This is a genomic window from Candidatus Thiosymbion oneisti (genome assembly GCF_004359955.1).
Lineage (GTDB): Bacteria > Pseudomonadota > Gammaproteobacteria > Chromatiales > Chromatiaceae > Thiosymbion > Thiosymbion oneisti.
Genome location: NZ_SMSC01000005.1, coordinates 114,633 through 132,281, shown reverse-complemented (window position 1 = coordinate 132,281; position 17,649 = coordinate 114,633). Strand labels below are relative to the sequence as shown.

Annotated in this window: 18 protein-coding genes, 1 other RNA gene and 1 pseudogene; 11 read left to right on the top strand and 9 right to left on the bottom strand. The window is 60.6% G+C overall.

Translation table 11 applies throughout. From position 1 onward, the window contains the following. Positions 1–3: 3 nt before the first annotated feature. On the bottom strand, positions 4–492 hold the full coding sequence (locus E1958_RS04305) for an LEA/WHy family protein (protein WP_133510764.1): 489 nt from the start codon (positions 490–492) through the stop codon (positions 4–6). 500 nt (positions 493–992) lie between these two features. Here E1958_RS04305 and ffs point away from each other — a divergent pair. Both ffs and E1958_RS04295 read left to right on the top strand, forming a co-directional pair. Further along, positions 993–1,089: signal recognition particle sRNA small type (ffs, locus tag E1958_RS04300), an RNA gene on the top strand. A 166-nt stretch (positions 1,090–1,255) separates the two neighbouring features. Then, on the top strand, positions 1,256–2,155 hold the full coding sequence (locus tag E1958_RS04295; RefSeq protein ID WP_133510763.1) for a complex I NDUFA9 subunit family protein: 900 nt from the start codon (positions 1,256–1,258) through the stop codon (positions 2,153–2,155). 317 nt (positions 2,156–2,472) lie between these two features. Here E1958_RS04295 and E1958_RS04290 read toward each other — a convergent pair whose 3' ends face one another. Both E1958_RS04290 and E1958_RS04285 read right to left on the bottom strand, forming a co-directional pair. After that, the gene (locus E1958_RS04290) at positions 2,473–3,696 is read right to left on the bottom strand and encodes a class I SAM-dependent methyltransferase (RefSeq protein WP_133510762.1); all 1,224 of its coding nucleotides are present in this window, start codon (positions 3,694–3,696) and stop codon (positions 2,473–2,475) included. Between the two features lie 73 nt (positions 3,697–3,769). Further along, positions 3,770–5,053 (bottom strand): hypothetical protein, encoded by a 1,284-nt coding sequence (locus E1958_RS04285; RefSeq protein ID WP_133510761.1) that lies wholly within the window; start codon positions 5,051–5,053, stop codon positions 3,770–3,772. A 478-nt stretch (positions 5,054–5,531) separates the two neighbouring features. On the opposite strand from E1958_RS04285, the gene E1958_RS04280 reads away from it, so the two are divergent. Then, positions 5,532–6,287 (top strand): pteridine reductase, encoded by a 756-nt coding sequence (locus E1958_RS04280; RefSeq protein ID WP_133510760.1) that lies wholly within the window; start codon positions 5,532–5,534, stop codon positions 6,285–6,287. Between the two features lies 1 nt (position 6,288). Here the strand turns inward: E1958_RS04280 and folK are convergent, their stop codons facing one another. The 4 genes from folK to E1958_RS04260 all read right to left on the bottom strand — a co-directional run bounded on the left by folK (position 6,289) and on the right by E1958_RS04260 (position 8,878). Next, on the bottom strand, positions 6,289–6,888 hold the full coding sequence (gene folK / locus E1958_RS04275; RefSeq protein ID WP_133510759.1) for a 2-amino-4-hydroxy-6-hydroxymethyldihydropteridine diphosphokinase: 600 nt from the start codon (positions 6,886–6,888) through the stop codon (positions 6,289–6,291). Between the two features lie 25 nt (positions 6,889–6,913). After that, on the bottom strand, positions 6,914–7,270 hold the full coding sequence (gene folB, locus E1958_RS04270) for a dihydroneopterin aldolase (protein ID WP_089729569.1): 357 nt from the start codon (positions 7,268–7,270) through the stop codon (positions 6,914–6,916). Between the two features lie 73 nt (positions 7,271–7,343). Next, complete coding sequence (locus tag E1958_RS04265; RefSeq protein ID WP_133510758.1) at positions 7,344–7,859, bottom strand: hypothetical protein; 516 nt, start codon at positions 7,857–7,859, stop codon at positions 7,344–7,346. Further along, positions 7,856–8,878, bottom strand: a complete 1,023-nt coding sequence (locus tag E1958_RS04260; protein ID WP_133510757.1) for an AAA family ATPase — start codon at positions 8,876–8,878, stop codon at positions 7,856–7,858. The genes E1958_RS04265 and E1958_RS04260 overlap by 4 nt, the downstream gene beginning before the upstream one ends. Before the next feature lie 161 nt (positions 8,879–9,039). On the opposite strand from E1958_RS04260, the gene plsY reads away from it, so the two are divergent. Beyond that, positions 9,040–9,642, top strand: coding sequence for a glycerol-3-phosphate 1-O-acyltransferase PlsY (plsY, locus tag E1958_RS04255; protein ID WP_133510756.1), 603 nt, complete (start codon positions 9,040–9,042; stop codon positions 9,640–9,642). Between the two features lie 365 nt (positions 9,643–10,007). On the opposite strand, the gene tsaD is transcribed toward plsY, so the two are convergent. Both tsaD and E1958_RS04245 read right to left on the bottom strand, forming a co-directional pair. Then, positions 10,008–11,033, bottom strand: coding sequence for a tRNA (adenosine(37)-N6)-threonylcarbamoyltransferase complex transferase subunit TsaD (gene tsaD / locus E1958_RS04250; RefSeq protein WP_133510755.1), 1,026 nt, complete (start codon positions 11,031–11,033; stop codon positions 10,008–10,010). Positions 11,034–11,371: 338 nt separating this feature from the next. After that, the gene (locus E1958_RS04245; protein WP_133510754.1) at positions 11,372–11,557 is read right to left on the bottom strand and encodes a hypothetical protein; all 186 of its coding nucleotides are present in this window, start codon (positions 11,555–11,557) and stop codon (positions 11,372–11,374) included. A gap of 51 nt (positions 11,558–11,608) precedes the next feature. Between E1958_RS04245 and rpsU the strand changes: the two genes are divergently transcribed. The 7 genes and pseudogenes from rpsU to E1958_RS04210 all read left to right on the top strand — a co-directional run bounded on the left by rpsU (position 11,609) and on the right by E1958_RS04210 (position 17,648). After that, a complete protein-coding gene (rpsU, locus tag E1958_RS04240) occupies positions 11,609–11,824 on the top strand; it encodes a 30S ribosomal protein S21 (RefSeq protein ID WP_089729578.1) in 216 nt (71 codons plus the stop codon). Positions 11,825–11,849: 25 nt separating this feature from the next. Then, positions 11,850–12,294: pseudogene (locus tag E1958_RS04235) on the top strand (GatB/YqeY domain-containing protein). 142 nt (positions 12,295–12,436) lie between these two features. Beyond that, positions 12,437–12,898 carry an RDD family protein gene (locus E1958_RS04230; RefSeq protein ID WP_133510753.1) on the top strand — a complete coding sequence of 154 codons (462 nt, stop codon included), beginning with the start codon at positions 12,437–12,439 and terminating at the stop codon, positions 12,896–12,898. 819 nt (positions 12,899–13,717) lie between these two features. Further along, entirely contained in the window at positions 13,718–15,472 is a 1,755-nt protein-coding gene (gene dnaG, locus E1958_RS04225; RefSeq protein WP_133510752.1) for a DNA primase, read from the top strand. 531 nt (positions 15,473–16,003) lie between these two features. Further along, entirely contained in the window at positions 16,004–16,360 is a 357-nt protein-coding gene (locus E1958_RS04220; protein WP_133510751.1) for an NADH-quinone oxidoreductase subunit A, read from the top strand. A gap of 74 nt (positions 16,361–16,434) precedes the next feature. Further along, entirely contained in the window at positions 16,435–16,911 is a 477-nt protein-coding gene (locus E1958_RS04215; protein WP_089726532.1) for a NuoB/complex I 20 kDa subunit family protein, read from the top strand. 14 nt (positions 16,912–16,925) lie between these two features. Continuing rightward, on the top strand, positions 16,926–17,648 hold the full coding sequence (locus E1958_RS04210; protein WP_133510750.1) for an NADH-quinone oxidoreductase subunit C: 723 nt from the start codon (positions 16,926–16,928) through the stop codon (positions 17,646–17,648). Position 17,649: the final 1 nt, after the last annotated feature.

Sequence of the window (17,649 nt, the reverse complement as noted above, 5' to 3'; positions counted from 1 at the left end):
TTGCTAGCGGCTCATCATCAGCCGCATCAGGTCGGCCGCCTCGACCTCGCCACCATAGCTGAACGGCACGGGTAAGTAACCGCCGGCGAGCTTGAGGATACCCGAGATCCGGTAGTCCCATTTGCCGCCGGTAAGGGCCAGCTCCGGCACCTTCCGGACGAGATCCAACAGCTGGGTATTGACCTCGACATCGACGACCTCTGTGCCGAATGCCGGGATCTGCCGATCGAGATCGCCATCGCCGTTAGCGATCTCGTGGCCCTCCACCTCCAGCGCATAGGTCGCGCCCTTGACAGGTAAGGTGCGATCGTTGGGGTTCTTGACCTTGAGACTGACGATGAAGGTCTGCCGGTCCGGGGTGAACTCACCGGGGCGGAACCCGGCCATGCTCACCTCGGGCGAGGCCCAGGGCTTGGTGAGCTGGGCGCAGCCGGAGAGTACGAGCAGCAATAGCAACGCGGAGAACAGGTAAGGACGAGCGAGCTGATACATCGTAAGCAGTCCATGGTCAGGGATTGAATCCGGGACAAGGCTATCAGATTATGCGGGTTAACATGGGCGTTTTCCGAGCAGTCCTTAAAGATGCGGTTCGTCGTCTGCCCCGTCCCTGGGGAGGGTGTCGCAAAAGGCACCGATTTTCGCCCTTTGACCCCCCTCTCCCCAAGCCCCCTCACTGCGCTCGGCGCAGGCTTTCTCCCGGCGGGAGAGGGGCTTTTGCGACACCCTCCTGGGGCGGTAGGCAGGTACTCACCGCACCATTGATGCGGTTCGCGCTTCCTCGTGATGCCATCCTGTAAGACCTGCTGCGCTCACCACATATATGGCGGGTGGTGCTGTCCCTGGCTTACCCGCCCTACCACTATCCTACGGGCTGTGCCCGACCTCCGGGAGGCACGTGCTCGCCCCAACGGTGGCCTTGTCTTCACGAGCTCGCTTTGATAGCGTTTCCATCCGAGCCCTGGCTTGCGTGGGGCTTTCTTTATGGTGGTCCTCGTCGGTCCCCTCGCAACGCGAAGCCGTGAACCCGGTCAGGCCCGGAAGGGAGCAGCCGTAGCGGTGGCAGCGGGTGCCGAGGTGTGGCTGGCGGGGACCGCCTCCCTCCGTACATAGTACAAATGCTCTCAATTACCGATAACATTGCTGTAATAGTCTGTCATGCCCGCGAATGTGTGGATTGGGGTGGAGAGCGGACCCTGACTAAAGAAAAACGACGAGTCACGCGAATCCTCGCCTGTCGCGACTTGGAGTCATCACCATGACCAATCAGCGTATCTGTATCCTGGGCGGGACCGGTTTCGTCGGTCACCATCTGGTTACCCGGCTGGCGGCGTCCGGCTACTGGTGTCGGCTGCTTGCCCGGCGCCCGGAACGGCATCGGGATCTATCGCTCGTCCCCGGTACCGAGCTGCGTCGATCGGATATCTTTGAGACCGGTGTCCTCGAGAAACAATTGGAAGGCTGCACCGCCGTTATCAATCTGGTGGGCATCCTCAACGAGGGGAGTGGCCGGACCTTCCAGCGGGTCCATGTGGATCTGGTAGAACGCATCCTCGCTGCGGCCCAGGCGGTCGAGGTGCCCCGCTACCTGCACATGAGCGCCCTGCATGCCCAGTCCACCCGGGGTACGAGCCGTTATCTCCGCACCAAGGGCAAGGGCGAAGACCTGGCCCACGCTGGTACCCATATGCAGGTAACCAGCTTCCGCCCCTCGGTCATCTTCGGCCCCGGTGACGGCTTCTTCAACCGTTTTGCCACCCTTCTGAAGATCACACCGGGGGTCTTTCCCCTGGCCTGCCCGGACGCCCGTTTCGCGCCCGTCTATGTAGGCGATGTGGTATCCGCGATGGCAAAGGCCCTGGCCAACCCCGGCTGCGTAGGCAAAGGCTACGACCTGTGTGGCCCCCGCATCTATTCCCTCAGAGAACTGGTCAAGTACACGGCGGGTTTGATCGGCCGCAAGACCATGGTGATAGGACTCCCCGACTTCGGGGCTCGACTCCAGGCCCGGGTCTTTCAATTGTTGCCGGGTAAACCCTTTACCATGGACAACTACCTCTCCCTACAGACCGACAGTATCTGCGAGCACGATGGTCTGGCAGAGCTCGGCATCGAGCCCCGGACCGTGGAGGCCCTGGTTCCCGGTTATCTGCACTGAGCCCTTTCTTAAGAGGCTGTCTAAAAAAGGGCCATAGGCCAAAGTAGAGGGTAGGCTGGGTTGAGGAACGAAACCCAGCGTTTACGGGCAAGTCTGGCTTGCTGGGTCTCGTTCCTCGACCCAGCCTACCGCTTTGAAATCAATATATTAGTTTTTAGACAGCTTCTAAGGGCCTGTCTGGCATACGGCTGTTCTGCTTGCAGAATCGAGAGATGCGGAAACGAGGCGTCCGGTCGGATTTCCCGCTCGCTTTCGTTAAATAGGCTTAGCTATAGCCTCATCGAGTGGAAAATCTGCCGCGACCCCTCGCTCTCTTGCTACGAACGCGTAAGCCAGACAGGCTCTAGGCAACCGAGCCGATCACGCAGATCGCGAAAGGAGAAACCGGTCCAATCCATAGCCAATCCCTTGTCCAGTCCGATCACCTGGAAGCGTTCGCCCATGGCCGAGGGTAGGACCAGCTGTTTGGCGCCGAGCATCGCATCCATGGCGTCCGGGCCGGCGGCGACCTGAGCCAGCAAGCGGTCGAGACCGCAGCCGATGAGGAAATGGGCCTGGGTAGTGAAGCCTGCGATGCGCAGCCCGGCTCGGACCCCTGCCTCGGCAACGGCGGTGAAGTCCACATGGGCCGTGATGTCCTGGAGGCCGGGATACAGATAGGGATCCGGGTGGGCGCGGTGGCGGTAGTGGCACAACAGGGTGCCGCGGCGGCGGTCGCTGCGATAATACTCGGCCCGCGGATAACCGTAGTCGATGAGCAGGATCAGCCCCCGTTCCAATGGTTCCGCCAAGGCTCGGATCCAGGGGGCGAGGCACAGGTTAAGCTCGGATTCATAACCGGGATCGACCGCCAACCCCTGATCCTGAAGCGGGCCTAGGGTCGTCGCGAGCTCCGGGCGGATGGGTTCCGCGGCGACCTCTTCCAGGCCGTTCGGCGCAGGCCTTACGCACAGCTCCCGGGGCCTGCCGTCCGCGCCGATGCGGAAACGGTGCACGGGCATGGCGTCGAGTACCTCGTTGGCCAGGATGCAGCCTCGCAATTGGGTCGGTAGGCGGTTAAGCCAGCGCACGCGCGCCAGCAGCTCCGGTACCTGCTGCGCGAGCAGGCGCTGCTGATCCGCGCGCAGCTCGGGACTGAGTTCCAGGATGAGGTAGTTGCGAGGCAAGGTCGCGGCGTCCGCGAGGGAAGACAGTATCTGCGCGGCCAAGGCCCCCGAGCCGGCGCCGAATTCCAGGATGTCTCCGTCCTCCTCCCTTTCCCCCAGGGCCTCCATCACCTCCCGGCACTGCGCGGCGATACAGGCCCCGAACAGGGGTGAGCGTTCGGGAGCGGTCGTGAAATCCCCGTGGGGCCCGAGCTTGGGGGTGCCGGCGACATAGTAGCCGAGACCGGGGGCATAAAGGGCCAACTCCATGTAGCGATCGAAGGGCAGGAGCCCGCCGCGGGCTGCCGCCTCGTCCCGGATCAAATCTAAGAGCCGCCGACTGTGCGCGACTGCGGCGGCGTCCGGTGCAGGGATTTGGGCGGGTGGATATTGCATCAACGCCAAATCATTCAGGATCGCACCCGCAACACGTCCGGTCCCCCAAACAGCGCCAAATCATTCAGGATCGCTAACGGGCGGGTGCCTTGGTCAGTGCATTCCGTATCGCTTCCCGTGGTGTCCTAAAGCCGCCGCGGAAGACCTCGCTCATTGCGATTGCATACAAGGCCAGGGTCGGTAAGACCTTCGGTAGCGCTATGATGTAAAAGGCATAGCGGGGCCACTGCCCCTTTGGATCGAACATTGACGGGTCCTTTACTATGTCCACTAGCCCAAAGGGAGTCGGCAGCGCCAACAGCAGTAGACAAAATAGAACTGCAACATATCTCAGCCTAGTGCAATCGGGAACTGTCATCAGCACAGCAGCCACGACACAGACACCGGTCATATGGTGTTCCCATACGTCCTGATAGGTGAGGAAATGGGCAAGTAGGAGCGCAGATACGCCGACACCTACCCTTGACGCTCGGGAATGAAATACGAGTAGAGCCGTGGTAGCCAGCACCAGGAATCGAAACACATGCATTAATCCCCAGTGCTGATGAAGCAGCGCTATGTCTCCATCAATTGCGAGGAGCTCCATAAGGTACACCAACCCGCAGTTGCCGGTATGGAGCCTTACTCCTGGGAGGAAGTTGGTTTTGACGAAGCCGATCCCCTGTCCGGGGTGATGAATGAAATACGGGACTGAAACCAGGAGCAGGCAGGCGATGGCGAACAGGCAGGTAAACCAGTAGCGCCGTTCGCGTGCGATGGCAGGCAAGACAGCCAGAGATAACGGCTTGAGCAGGACTGATAGCGTAAACAGAAGCGAACCAGCCGGGAGAACAAGTCCCAGGTAACACAATGCGACCGCAGCAAAGGTAAATTGGCCCATGTGGAGCTCAAGGAAATAGGGACTGTTGACAAGGAGTAATGCTACCGTTGCGAGACGGTACCCCGGGTCGGATATGCTGCGCCATACTATGAACAGAAGCAGCACCAGGAGTCCTTCCAGCAGCAGAATCCAGAGGAGATAAGCCGTGTTGGGAGTCAGATACGTGAGTGCTTGGGCGGCCAGTGCCACAATAGGAAGATAGCGAAAGGGATAGTGGTAGGGTGTTACTCCATCGTTGTTTGGTATGTATGGATTCATCCCGCGACGGGTGTTGACCCCCGCGTGGTAAACCGCATAGAAATCGGCCCCGCGACCGTAGCAGTAGATGGTATCGTGGTGCAGCGGCCAGATAACGGATCGGTCTTCCACTAGAATCGAAGACACGATGGCGACATGAACAGCGGCCAAGATCGCCAAGATGATGCGGATGCAGGTAGGGTTTCGGAGTGATCCACACATTGATAACCAAGGTGGCATATGCTGTATTCCTTCTCCTTAAGCGACCGGGATCGATCTCACCGACGACGAAGGAGTATAGCGGGATTGCCCTAGTTCGGTCTCCCAAACAGCGCCAAGTAATTCAGTCGGGTTGTGTTACGCCGCGTTCGGCGGCGTGCCGGTCCAGGCGCGGTCCGGGGTTATTTGGCGTTGGTTGTGGGAAAAGATCCCTCCTGCGTCGGGACCAGTCCGGCGTGTTGGGTTAGGGCGCGTTCAGCCCTGTCACTGTACTTCGGGATCGAACCGCGCGCCTAACCCAACCTACACTTAACGCGAGGCCGCGCGGGTCGGTAGCGCGGGGGATCATGTGGGTGTAGGTTGCGTTAAGACGCTGGCACTAGCCTGGCCGTAGACCAACGAGCCGTTGGGCGTCGCAACGCAACCCGTCAAACCCTATCCCGACGCAGGAGGGATCTGTTCCCTCCCGACAACACCAAATAATTCAGGATTACTCCAAGTGACGCAAAACGCAGCAACACTCTCGGGAAAGGTTGCACTAGTCACCGGCGCCGCCCACCGCATCGGTGCCCAGATCGCGCGCAGCCTGCACGCGCATGGCATGGACCTGGTCCTCCACTATCGGGGCTCGGAGGCCGCCGCCCGGGCCCTCGAGGCCGAGCTGACGCTGTCCCGACCCGATTCCGTGCTACTGCACCGGGCCGATCTCAACCTTTGTCATGAATTTCCTGGCCTGATCGAGCGGGTCCGTGCCTTCCGAGGCAGATTGGACGTGCTGGTCAACAACGCATCCGGCTTCTACCCGACACCCTTCGACGACACCGGCGAGGAACAGTGGGAGGACCTCATGGGCTCCAACCTCAAGGGGCCCTTCTTCCTGACCAAGGCGGCCGCGCCCCTGCTGCGTGCCGCCTCCGGTTGTGTGGTCAATCTGGTGGATATCCATGCCGAGCGGCCCCTGAAGGGCTATCCCGTTTATTCCATTGCCAAGGCGGGTAACGCCATGATGGTAAAGGCCCTGGCGCGGGAGCTGGGGCCCCAGGTGCGGGTCAACGGCATCGCTCCAGGGGCCATCCTATGGCCCGAGCAGGCGCTAGGCGAAGGCGCCAAAGAGGAGATACTCGCACACACGGCCCTCAAACGTACCGGTACGCCCATGGATATCGCCCGCGCCCTGATATTCTTGGTCCGCGACGCCGATTACATCACCGGCCAGATTATCACGGTCGACGGCGGCAGGACGCTCCAGCAATAAATCAGAACTCAAAGGCAACCGGCCGCAGGGGCTGGGCGGATTTTTCAAAGGCCCGCCAGAGTTCCCCATAGCAGCGTCCACTAGCCGGATGGCGCTCCTGAGCGGCTACTTCCGCCAAGGGGCCCAATACGAAGGCGTGGTACAGAATCTCGTCTCGGGGCAGGGTACAGCCGTCGATCGTTCCGGCGAGACCCCCGTAGGTTAGCAGATCCAGGTCCAGGGTCCGAGGCGCGAACTTGTTCGGACCGCGGACGCGCCCGAAGCCATCTTCGATGGCGCGCAAGGAGGCCAGGAGCACGCTTACCGGCTCGCCAGAATCGAATCCGGCAACCAGATTGAAGAAGGGTTGGCCATCGAAGCCAAGCGCCTCGCTTTCATATACGGAAGACAAGATCAATCTCCCGAACCGTGCGCGCAGGGCGTGCACCGCACCCCGGATACAGCGTTCCCGATCCTGATTGCTGCCGATACTGATCCAGCAACGCGCCTTGCGGCTGAATTTTCCATGGGGATCCTGCGATGTAAGAGTGGCCTCACCACGGAGGTGAGGTGCGGTAGCAGGACGTTCGCGCTTCGGATCGAGCGGTTGACCGTGGGACATGACGATCGACTGCCGTTGCGCAGAGTCAACCGCGCGCCCCGCGTTCGATGACGACGCCCACGTCCGTGGCGTCGGAAACAGCGCCGATTTTGTTGAGTCTGAGCCGAACCCAGCGCACCCCGAACTCGTCACGGATGATCCCGGCGCAGCGCTCCGCCAGGGTCTCCACCAGCTCGACCCGACTCTCGCCTACGAACTGCTTCAGGCGCTTGGAAACGGCCTTGTAGTCAAGCGCGTCCTCGATGCGATCGCTGGCCGCGGCCCTGGCTACGTCCGTACTCATCTCCAGATCCAAAACGACTGGCTGCTTGATCTCCTTCTCCCAGTCGTGGATACCGATGACGGTCTCGATGCGCAATCCGCGCAGGAAGACGATATCCATGTGAGCTCCTCTTTATGATTTCTCCGGTCACAACGGTTTCACCGTCTGACAAGCGCAGATATGGCTTCTGGCCCTATGCCGAAATGCGCCGGGCGGAATATGTCGGAAACGCCTGGTTCCAGGTATCAAGGTTGAACACGGCGCATCCGGCGACGAAGGAACCTTGCCAGCCTGCTGTTTCCGGCACCGCATCCACCACAGGCAGCTTGCGCTTGAGCGCCTCGGTTCGGGCGACAAGATCCGCCTTGGTCAAACGTGCGAAGGCTACCAAGATCAGATAATAGATCGGCTTTTTGGTCCGTTTGGCCGCCCATTCGTAGAGGAATGAGTCCCGACACTTGTAATAGAACTCAGCATCCTCACCACCGCTAAGGAATTGTTCGACATAATCGCCTTTGGCGTTAGGTGGCAATGACGCGGTATCGGGCGGATTCTTGATCTCGATGAACAGGATACGGTCGGTCAGCTCGACGATGAAATCCACAGCCTTCATGCAATGCGAAAGACCATGTGTCCGGTCGTCGAACTTACGCCCATTGAGGGCATCCGGGATCTCGATCTCGATGTTCCGCTCCCGCAGGGTGGTCACTGGGTCATATCCCCGAGGCTACGTTTGACTTCGCGGTCATAGAGATCAGCGAAGGCATCGAGGATTGCGTTCGGATGGATGTCCAGGAATGCAGACGTGCTGTAACAACCGATCTCACCCGAATTTTTGTCCCGGTGCAGCGCGTGGAATAGGATTTGATCCCTCTCTTGTCGCCGAAGATCCAGTTCCTTGAGGATGGCATAATCATGGGTCGCCAGGAATACCTGGACCCCGAGACGTTGTAACTCAAGGAGGATTTCAATCAGTGCACCGAACTGTTTGGGATTGAGATTCGTCTCCGGCTCATCCCAAAATAGCACGGAGCCGCGCAGCAGAGTTCCATTCTGGATCAACAGCCACAGGAGGCCAAGCTTTCGCATGCCCTCCGCAAGCAGAGTGAATTCCAGATTTCCCTGTTTGTTGCGCAGGAAGAATTCTTCTTCCTTGAGCACGATTTTACCTTCCATGGCGTGCTGAATCATGGTGAGTAATTGCTTGCGCTGGTCGTCCATCGGGCCACGCAGGGCCGGTCGATAGGCGCGATCCAGGATATCCGCGTAGATCTCCTCGAAGTGAACTTCTCGTTGTGCATAGAGTGACCGAAACCCCGGCGCATTGGACAGCATCTCCTTGACCGGAATGTATACACACTCGATCGGCTTTGTCCCCCAGCGCTTGCTACCTGTTACTGTCGCGGACTCCGGTGCCTTCCCGTGATTGGTGAAAGATACCCGCAACTTGTGCTTGCCCCGAAAAATCTCCGCCATGCCCTGAGAGCCCCCCTGCCGGCGTTTCACCAAACGCCCCAGGGCACGACCGGATGGAAGAAAGACACGCACCAGCTTCTCGGCGAAGTCCAGCCGGGTCTTGGTGATATCGCAAGCGGCATAGGCGATCTTCATCAAGTGAGTTTTGCCCGTTGCATTCGCCCCGACCAAGACGTTGACCCCGGGCGAAAGATCAAGGTCGAGGGTATCGAATGCTGTGAAGTGGTCGACACGGATGCGTGAGAGGCCCATGGATGGATTACCGTTTGCGGCATTCCGATGCTCAGCTTAAGGATATCCCAAGATGCTAACATCCCGAGGGCTGGACCGGCCACCAAGGGCAACTGACAGGTACGGAATCTCTCCTCCGGTCGGCTTGACCTCTACCCGGATTGGGATTCCAATGGGATGCCATGATTGCAGACCTACTCCTCGTTATCGGTGCCTATCTGCTGGGCTCTGTCTCCAGTGCCATCATCGTGTGCCGGCTGATGGGCCTGCCGGATCCGCGGACCCAGGGCTCGAGCAACCCCGGCGCGACCAATGTGCTGCGCATCGGTGGGAAACGGGCCGGGGCCATCACCCTCCTGGGTGACGGCCTCAAGGGACTGATACCGATGTTGGTCGGCCAACTGCTCGATGCGGGCCCGGGGTTGCTGGCGGCAACCGGGCTGGCGGTCTTCCTCGGCCACCTGTATCCGGTGTTCTTCGGGTTTCGAGGGGGGAAGGGGGTCGCGACGGCGCTGGGGGTACAATTCGGACTCTACTGGCCCATCGGGCTTACGGTGGCTGCCATCTGGTTGGTCGTCGCCAAGTTGCTGAAGATCTCCTCGGTCTCCGGCTTGGTCAGCATGGCCCTGGCGCCGGTCGTGGTCTGGATCTTCCGGCCGGAGCCCCTACTGATCTGGATGCAGGTACTCATCAGCCTGAGCCTGTTCTGGCGTCACCGCAGCAACATCCGGAACCTGATGTCCGGTGCCGAGGCCAAGCTCACCGATCCCGAAAAAAGGCCCTGATCGCCCGTAGGATGCGGTGAGTGCGGTAGGTCTTACAGGCTGGCACCACGAGGAGGCGCGAACCGCATCAATGAACTGCCCGTGCCCAACCAGTGTGGGCATGCCCACCGTCCAAAGATGCGGTTCGCTGCCCGCCCGCCCCGTCCCTGGGGAGGGTGTCGCAAAAGCCCCTCTCCCGCCGGGAGAGGGGTTGGGGAGAGGGGTCAAAGGGCGAGATCGGTGCCTTTTGCGACACCCTCCTGGGGCGGTAGGCAGACGCTCACCACACCATTGATGCGGTTCGCGCGGGGAGTGCGCGCACCGACCGGCAGGCTCAGAACCACCGCGCTCACCGCATCCTACGCTCTCGTATGCCGGGCAAGCGCTCAAACCGGCGGCAGCTCTTCCATGGACCAACGCGATCTGGGCGTGAAGGCTAGGGGCTCGGCTTGACCGGCGCGCAGCCGTTGCCAGCCGGCGTAGGCGATCATGGCCCCATTGTCGGTACAGAATTCCGGTCGCGGATAGAAGACCTCAGTGTCCTCCTGCGCCGCCATGGCGTCCAGCCGCGCCCGCAGGCGTCGATTCGCGCCCACGCCGCCGGCCACCACCAGGCGCCTGTTCGCGCATTGGCGCAGGGCGCGGCGGCACTTGATGACCAGGGTATCCACCGCCGCCTCTTCGAAGGCGCGGGCGATGTCGGCCCGGGTCCGTGCCGGATCATGGGTCCGTGCCGTCTCCCGCTGCAAGGTGTTCAGGGTAAAGGTCTTGAGCCCGCTGAAGCTGAAATCCAGTCCCGGACGATCGGTCATGGGCCGCGGGAATCGGTAACGCTGCGGGTCCCCATGCTCCGCCAGTCTCGCCAGGGCAGGACCGCCGGGGTAGGGCAGCCCGAGGATCTTGGCGGTCTTGTCGAAGGCCTCCCCGGCGGCATCGTCTAGGGACTCCCCGAGCAGGCGGTAGCGGCCGATCGCCGCGGCCTCCAGGAGCTGGGTGTGACCGCCGGACACCAGCAGGGCGACAAAGGGAAAAGCAGGTGCCGGCGCCTCCAGCATGGGGGCGAGCAAGTGACCCTCCATGTGGTGGATACCGATCGCGGGTACGCCCCAGGCCCAGGCCAGGGCGCGGCCGACAGCGGCCCCCACCAGCAGGGCGCCGATCAGCCCGGGGCCTGCGGTAAAGGCCACGCCGTCGATGGATTCCTTGGGCAGCCCGGCCTCACGCAAGACCTGCCGGATCAGCGGCAGGGTCTTGCGCACATGGTCACGGGAGGCGAGCTCCGGCACCACGCCGCCGTACTCGGCGTGGATCTCCACCTGGCTGTAGACGGCGTGGGCGAGCAGACCGCGGTCACCGTCGAAGACGCCCACGCCCGTCTCGTCACACGAGGTCTCGATGCCCAGCACCCGCATGATGGATATCTATTGCTGCTGCTGTGAAGCGGTAGTGCCGTAGGATGCGGTGAGCGCGGTAGGTCTTACAGGATGGCACCACGCGGAGGCGCGAACCGCATCGATGGACGCCCGTAGCAACCGCATCAACCCCCCTAAAGGCACCTTGAAAAAATAGGTATTTTCAGCGATCAGGCGGCTCTAACCCGTTGCTTATTCAAGCATGCCGTTGACGAAAAAGGTGCCCGTAATCGAATCCCGAAAGCGCGTGCGCACTGTCGGGCACGGACCATCCGGCGGTGCGGTTCGCGCCGACAGTCGGTGCCATCCATGAGGCGGTATACCGCGCTCACCGCATCCTAACGGGCGCTATCAGCCAATCTATCAGTTAAAAATTTACCACTACCGACGCCGGTACTGACCTGGCAGACGATCAGCGCGCCCTTGTGCGTCGAACGCAACACGTCCGCTTCCCCAAACAGCGCCAAATCATTCAGGATTGCTTTGCAACGCCTTTGCAAGGCTGCAAACGATTCAAGTATCATATTTTACTTTATCTCAGCCATTACGAGCGACCAAACGAGGAAACCTGTTTCATGCCCAATGTCCGCGTAAAGGAAAATGAACCTTTCGAAGTCGCCATGCGTCGTTTCAAGCGTTCCTGCGAGAAGGCCGGCGTCCTGGCGGAGGTGCGCCGCCGCGAGTTCTACGAGAAACCCACCGCGGAGCGCAAGCGCAAAAAAGCCGCCGCCGTCAAGCGCCATCACAAAAAGCTACAGCGCGAGAATCGGCGTTGGGATCGCCTCTACTGAGCCGGACTCCACAGGGCACACATCCATGCTCAAACAGCGCATCCAAGATGACATGAAGGCCGCCCTGAAGGCGGGCGACAAACGCCGGCTCGGCGTCATCCGCCTCATACTCGCCGCGATCAAGCAGCGGGAGGTAGACGAGCGGATCGAGCTCGACGACACCCAAGGTCCTGGCGGTGCTCGACAAGCTGGTCAAGCAGCGGCGCGATGCTCGTGAGCAATACACCAAGGCGAACCGGCAAGATCTGGCCGAGCAGGAAGCCTACGAGGTTGGTATCTGCCAAGAGTACCTGCCCGCGGCTCTGGGTGAAGACGAGTTGATTGCACTGGTCGACGAGGCCATCACCGCCGTAGCGGCCACCTCCATGCAGGACATGGGCAAGGTCATGGGTCGGATCAAACCCCAGGCCCAAGGCCGGGTGGACATGGGCGTCGTCAGCAGGCTGGTCAAGGAACGCCTCGCGGGCTGACGTCTCCTCTTGCTACTCTTCACGGGCACTTTAAAACTTAAGGTATCCGTAGGGAACGAGAATGCCCTGCCGTTTTGATTTTGTGTCTTGAAAAATTGCTAGAAAGCGTTTTTCAAGGTCTCAATAAGAGGATTAGATAGCAATGAATACACAAACGCATTATGAAATAAACGAGGCAACTCGATTTGGGGGGTTCTGGATACGGGTAGGAGCTTCCTTTATTGATATGGTGGTCCTACTTATCCCTGTACTACTTATCTCGTTTCTATTTCGTGCAGTGACACCCGCAACTGATGAGATGGAGATAGCGGTGGTAGAACTGATGGGTGCTATTCTCAATATAATCGTGTACTGGATTTATTTTGCAGCACTGCATTCATCATCATGGCAAGCGTCGGTCGGGAAAAAAGTCGTGAACTTGAAGGTTGTCGATAAAAATGGCAATCGTATTTCTTTTGGCAGAGCTACAGGCCGGTACTTCGCATCATTCATCTCTGCGTTAATCCTCGGTATCGGATATATGATGGTTGGCTGGACAAAGAGGAAGCAAGGTCTGCACGATATGATGGCAGGCACACTTGTCATAAAGATAGAAAATACTTAACAAGGCGAGTGCGCTCGGGCAGGAAAAAGCACCGCTCGTTCCTCGCTCTGCTTTTCGCTGCTGGTGAGTTGTGGTTCGGCTGGCTCCCACGCTCCAGCGTGGGAGCAGATCCCGATGCTCCAGCGTCGATTAAGCGCCTCGGTAGGCTAACCACCAATGTCTATCAGCACAGAAGAGCTGCGTCCGCTGGAGCGGACAAGACGACGTTCCCACGCTGGAGCGTGGGAACGAGCGCAATGAGGGTTGATGCGGTTCGTTACGGGCGTCCATCGATGCGGTTCGCGCCTCCTCGTGGTGCCATCCTGTAAGACCTAGCGCGCTCACCGCATCCTACGGCACTACCGCTTCACAGCTACGGAGGCGATTATCGGGTGGTGGTTAATATTTAAATGATTTGTTGGGCACGCTGCCGTCCAAAGATGCGGTTCGCTGCCTACCTGCCCCCTGTCTGCCGTACCGGCCTGTCTGCGTGTGGGACGCACAGGCAGGCATCCCTGGGGCGGTAGGCAGGCGCTCACCACATCCTACCGGCTTTGCCCAACCTAACGAGCTCCGCTTTTCACTGCCGGTAATTTGTGGGGCGAGTACAACAGTGCCGAAGTACCGATAACATGGGAATGATTCGTTTGCCGCGAATGAGCGCAAATAGACGCAAAGTGGTCATAATCAGCTCGCCATCGGTGACGGTTCCAGGTCCGTTTTCGTCGATTTGCGGCCATTTGCGTTTGTTTGCGGCTAACTTTTCCCTGAGGCTCCGGCTCGATGTTATCGGTAGTTGAGAACATCCGTACTGGTTACCGCTGCTGCTCGCTTTGACCCATGGCCGGCAGGATCCCTCCCGAATTCATCGACGCCCTGCTCGCCCGCACCGACATCGTCAATCTCATCAATAGCCGGGTCTCCCTGCGCAAGGCTGGGAAGGACTACCAGGCCTGCTGCCCGTTTCACGACGAGAAGACCCCGTCCTTCACCGTCAGCCCCGACAAGCAGTTCTACCATTGCTTCGGCTGTGGTGCCCACGGCAGCGCCATCGGCTTCCTGATGGAGTACGAGCGCCAGGAGTTCCGCGAGGCGGTGGAGGAGCTGGCACAACAGGCCGGTATGGAGATCCCTGTCGATGGGGAGGGTGTCCGGGCAGGTCCGGATCTGCGTCCACTCTACGACCTGCTTGACCAAACGGCTCAGCTCTATCGCCGCCAGCTACGCCAACACCCCTCGGCTCCCCGGGCCGTGGAATATCTCAAAGGTCGCGGCCTGAGCGGGGAGGTGGCCGCCGCCTTCGGGCTCGGGTTCGCACCACCCGGCTGGGATTTCCTACTCGGGACCCTCGGCGGCAGCGCCCAGGTCCGCGAGCGCCTGCTCCAGGGCGGACTCGTAATCGAGCAGGACGGCAGGCGCTACGACCGCTTTCGCGACCGGATCATGTTCCCCATCCGCGACCGCCGGGGCCGAGTCATCGGCTTCGGAGGCCGGGTGCTCGGCGACGAAAAGCCCAAATACCTGAACTCGCCCGAGACCCCTGTCTTTCACAAGGGCCGCGAGCTCTACGGGCTGTATGAGGCCCAGCAGGCCAAGCGTAGACTCGAGCGCCTGCTGGTGGTCGAAGGCTACCTGGATGTCATCGCCCTGGCCCAATTCGGCATCACCTATGCCGTCGCCACCCTGGGCACCGCCACCAGCGCCGAGCATCTGCGGCTGCTCCTGCGCGCCGCCCCGGAGCTGATATTCTGCTTCGACGGCGACCGCGCCGGGCGCGATGCCGCTTGGAAGGCCCTGGAGACCGCCTTGCCGCTGGCCACCGGCCGCCAGCAGATCGGCTTCCTATTCCTGCCCGAGGGCGACGACCCGGATACCCTGATTCGGTGCCAAGGCCGCACCGAATTCGAGCAGCACCTAGATACCGCGACGCCCCTGTCCGATTTTCTGTTCGACCGCCTCGCCGCTCAGGTCGACATGTCCAGCCTGGACGGTCGCGCCCGCTTGGCGACCCTGGCCAAGCCCCTGCTGGACCGAGTCCCCGCCGGCCTATTTCGTGACATGTTGGGCACTCGCCTCGCCAAGCTGGTGGGCGTAGCCCGCAACCGCCTCGATACCGGCACGGGTGCCGGCAGGAGACGCACCGGATCGCCGGAACCCCACAAACGGCCACCCCGGGAATGGCTGGTGGTCGCCCTGGTCCTGCAACAGCCGCGGCTGGCCGCGCAGTTAGCCGAGCTGGACGATGACTGGAAGACCCTCGACCAACCCGGCCTCAAGTTACTGTCCGAGCTGCTCGAACGGATTGCCGCCGACCCCGAGCTCACCACCGCCCAACTCGTCCACCACCTGGAAGACAGCCTGGATGAGGGTTACCGGCATTATCTGAGCCGGCTCACCGATCCTGCACTGCTCGCCGGCATCCCCGAAGCGGGGCGGGCGGCCGATCTGTGCGGCGCTATCAAGGCCCTCAACGCCGAGGCCAGAGACGCCAAGTTTGAACTCCTGTGCCGCCGCGCCAGCCTATCCGAGCTCGACGACGAAGAAAAGCAGGGCCTACGGGGATATCGATCCGATACACGACGCGACGGCCTGTAATACCGGGCGCCTTGATCGAGCACAGCAATGCCTAAGAGGCTGTCTAACTAACCCATTGATTCTCTCTTGTTCCCGCGCCGCGTGAACCTCGACTCCGCGCCGCAGGTGTCTTGCACCCGAACAGGCACCGTGCCGAACGCGGCGTAACGCAATCCGATGCTCGGATCCGTTTTAACCCTAAATGTCAACACATCCTAGCACCCCGTTTCATCCAATTTTGCCGATTGTCATTTGTCATCTCGACCGCAGGGAGAGATCCTTGTCCCGAGCGTAGCGAGGGATCTTTGGCGATGAGACAACCACAAAGTTACAAGATCCCTCCTTCGTCGGGACAAGGATTTCTCGCTTCGCTCGCAATGACAACCAGTAAAATCAGGTGAATTGGGTACTAGGGGATAAGGGCTAATTACATGAAAAATAGGATAATTATCAGCGGAAAGGCGGCTTGACAGGCGAGCACGAACTACACTAGACTCCGCCGCTACACCTGCCATCATAAGAATTACATCGTGCGGGGTAGGAGAAGGGGGGATGCTCGAAAACTATCTGCCCATCCTGATCTTTCTGGTGATTGGGATCTTGGTTGGGGGCGGGGCCATCGCGGCGGGCTTCGTGCTTGGCGAGCAGCGTCCGGATGCGGCCAAAAACGCCCCTTACGAATGCGGCTTCAAGGCCTTCGAGAGTGCGCGCATGAAGTTCGACGTGCGCTACTATCTCGTCGCCATCCTCTTCATCATCTTCGATCTCGAAATCGCTTTCCTCTTTCCTTGGGCCGTGGTGCTGGACGCCGTAGGCAAGGTCGGCTTTGTCGCCATGGTCGTCTTCTTGGGCATTCTCGTTGTCGGCTTCATCTACGAGTGGAAGAAAGGGGCCCTGGAGTGGGAATAAGGGTCCCGGCATAAAGGTGCGGACCGGCGGCGTTGCCGTTCTTGTGCTTCTAACCATCACTGGCGAGGTCGGTTATGGGTATCGAGGGCATCCTCCAGCAGGGTGTGATTACCACCACGGCGGATAAGCTGATCAACTGGGCGCGTACCGGTTCCCTGTGGCCCATGACCTTCGGTTTGGCCTGTTGCGCCGTGGAGATGATGCATGCGGGTGCCGCCCGCTATGACCTCGATCGCTTCGGCATCGTCTTCCGCCCCAGTCCCCGTCAGTCCGACGTGATGATCGTAGCCGGCACCCTGTGCAACAAGATGGCGCCGGCCCTGCGTAAAGTCTACGATCAGATGGCCGAGCCGCGCTGGGTTATCTCCATGGGCTCCTGCGCCAACGGCGGCGGCTATTATCACTACTCCTACTCGGTAGTGCGGGGTTGTGATCGCATCGTGCCGGTGGATATCTATATTCCCGGTTGCCCACCGACGGCGGAGGCCCTTTTGTACGGCATCCTCCAGCTCCAGAACAAGATCCGCCGTACCAACACCATCGCCCGCTGAGCAGTTATCTGCACATGTCATACCAGGAATCGAAAACCGGCGACGCCAGGTTGGATACACTGGCAGATGGGCTCACCGAACATTTCGGCGCCCAGGATTGCGGAGTGTTGACCGCTCCGGGTGAAGTCACCTTGGTGGTTCCCCGGCAAACCTTGATCGCGGTCGCCACCGCGCTCCGCGACCATGAGGCTTTTCGCTGCGAGCAGCTCATTGACGTCTGTGGGGTGGACTATGCGGTCTACGGGCGTTCGGAGTGGGTAACGGCAGAGGCTTCGAGCAGCGGCTTCGGTCGTGGTGTCGCCCGCGGTTTCGAGCTGGAGGAGATCGAGGATCCCAAGCGCTTCGCCGTGGTCTACCATTTGCTCTCGTTGACTCACAATCGGCGCCTGCGGGTGCGGGTGTATGCCGGCGCGCCCCGGCCCATGGTGGATTCGGTGGTGACGGTTTGGTCGTCGGCCGACTGGTTCGAGCGCGAGGCCTTCGATCTGTTCGGTATTCTCTTTGATGGTCACCCGGACCTGCGACGTATCCTGACCGATTATGGCTTTATGGGCCATCCGTTCCGGAAGGACTTTCCATTGGTCGGGCAGGTGGAGATGCGCTACGATCCCGAGCAGGCGCGGGTGGTCTACCAACCCGTGAGCATCGAGCCGCGGACCCTGGTGCCCCGCGTCATCCGCGCCGATGCCCGCTGTGAGGGCGGATCGGCCACATCACCGGATGCCCCGGATGTCTGAG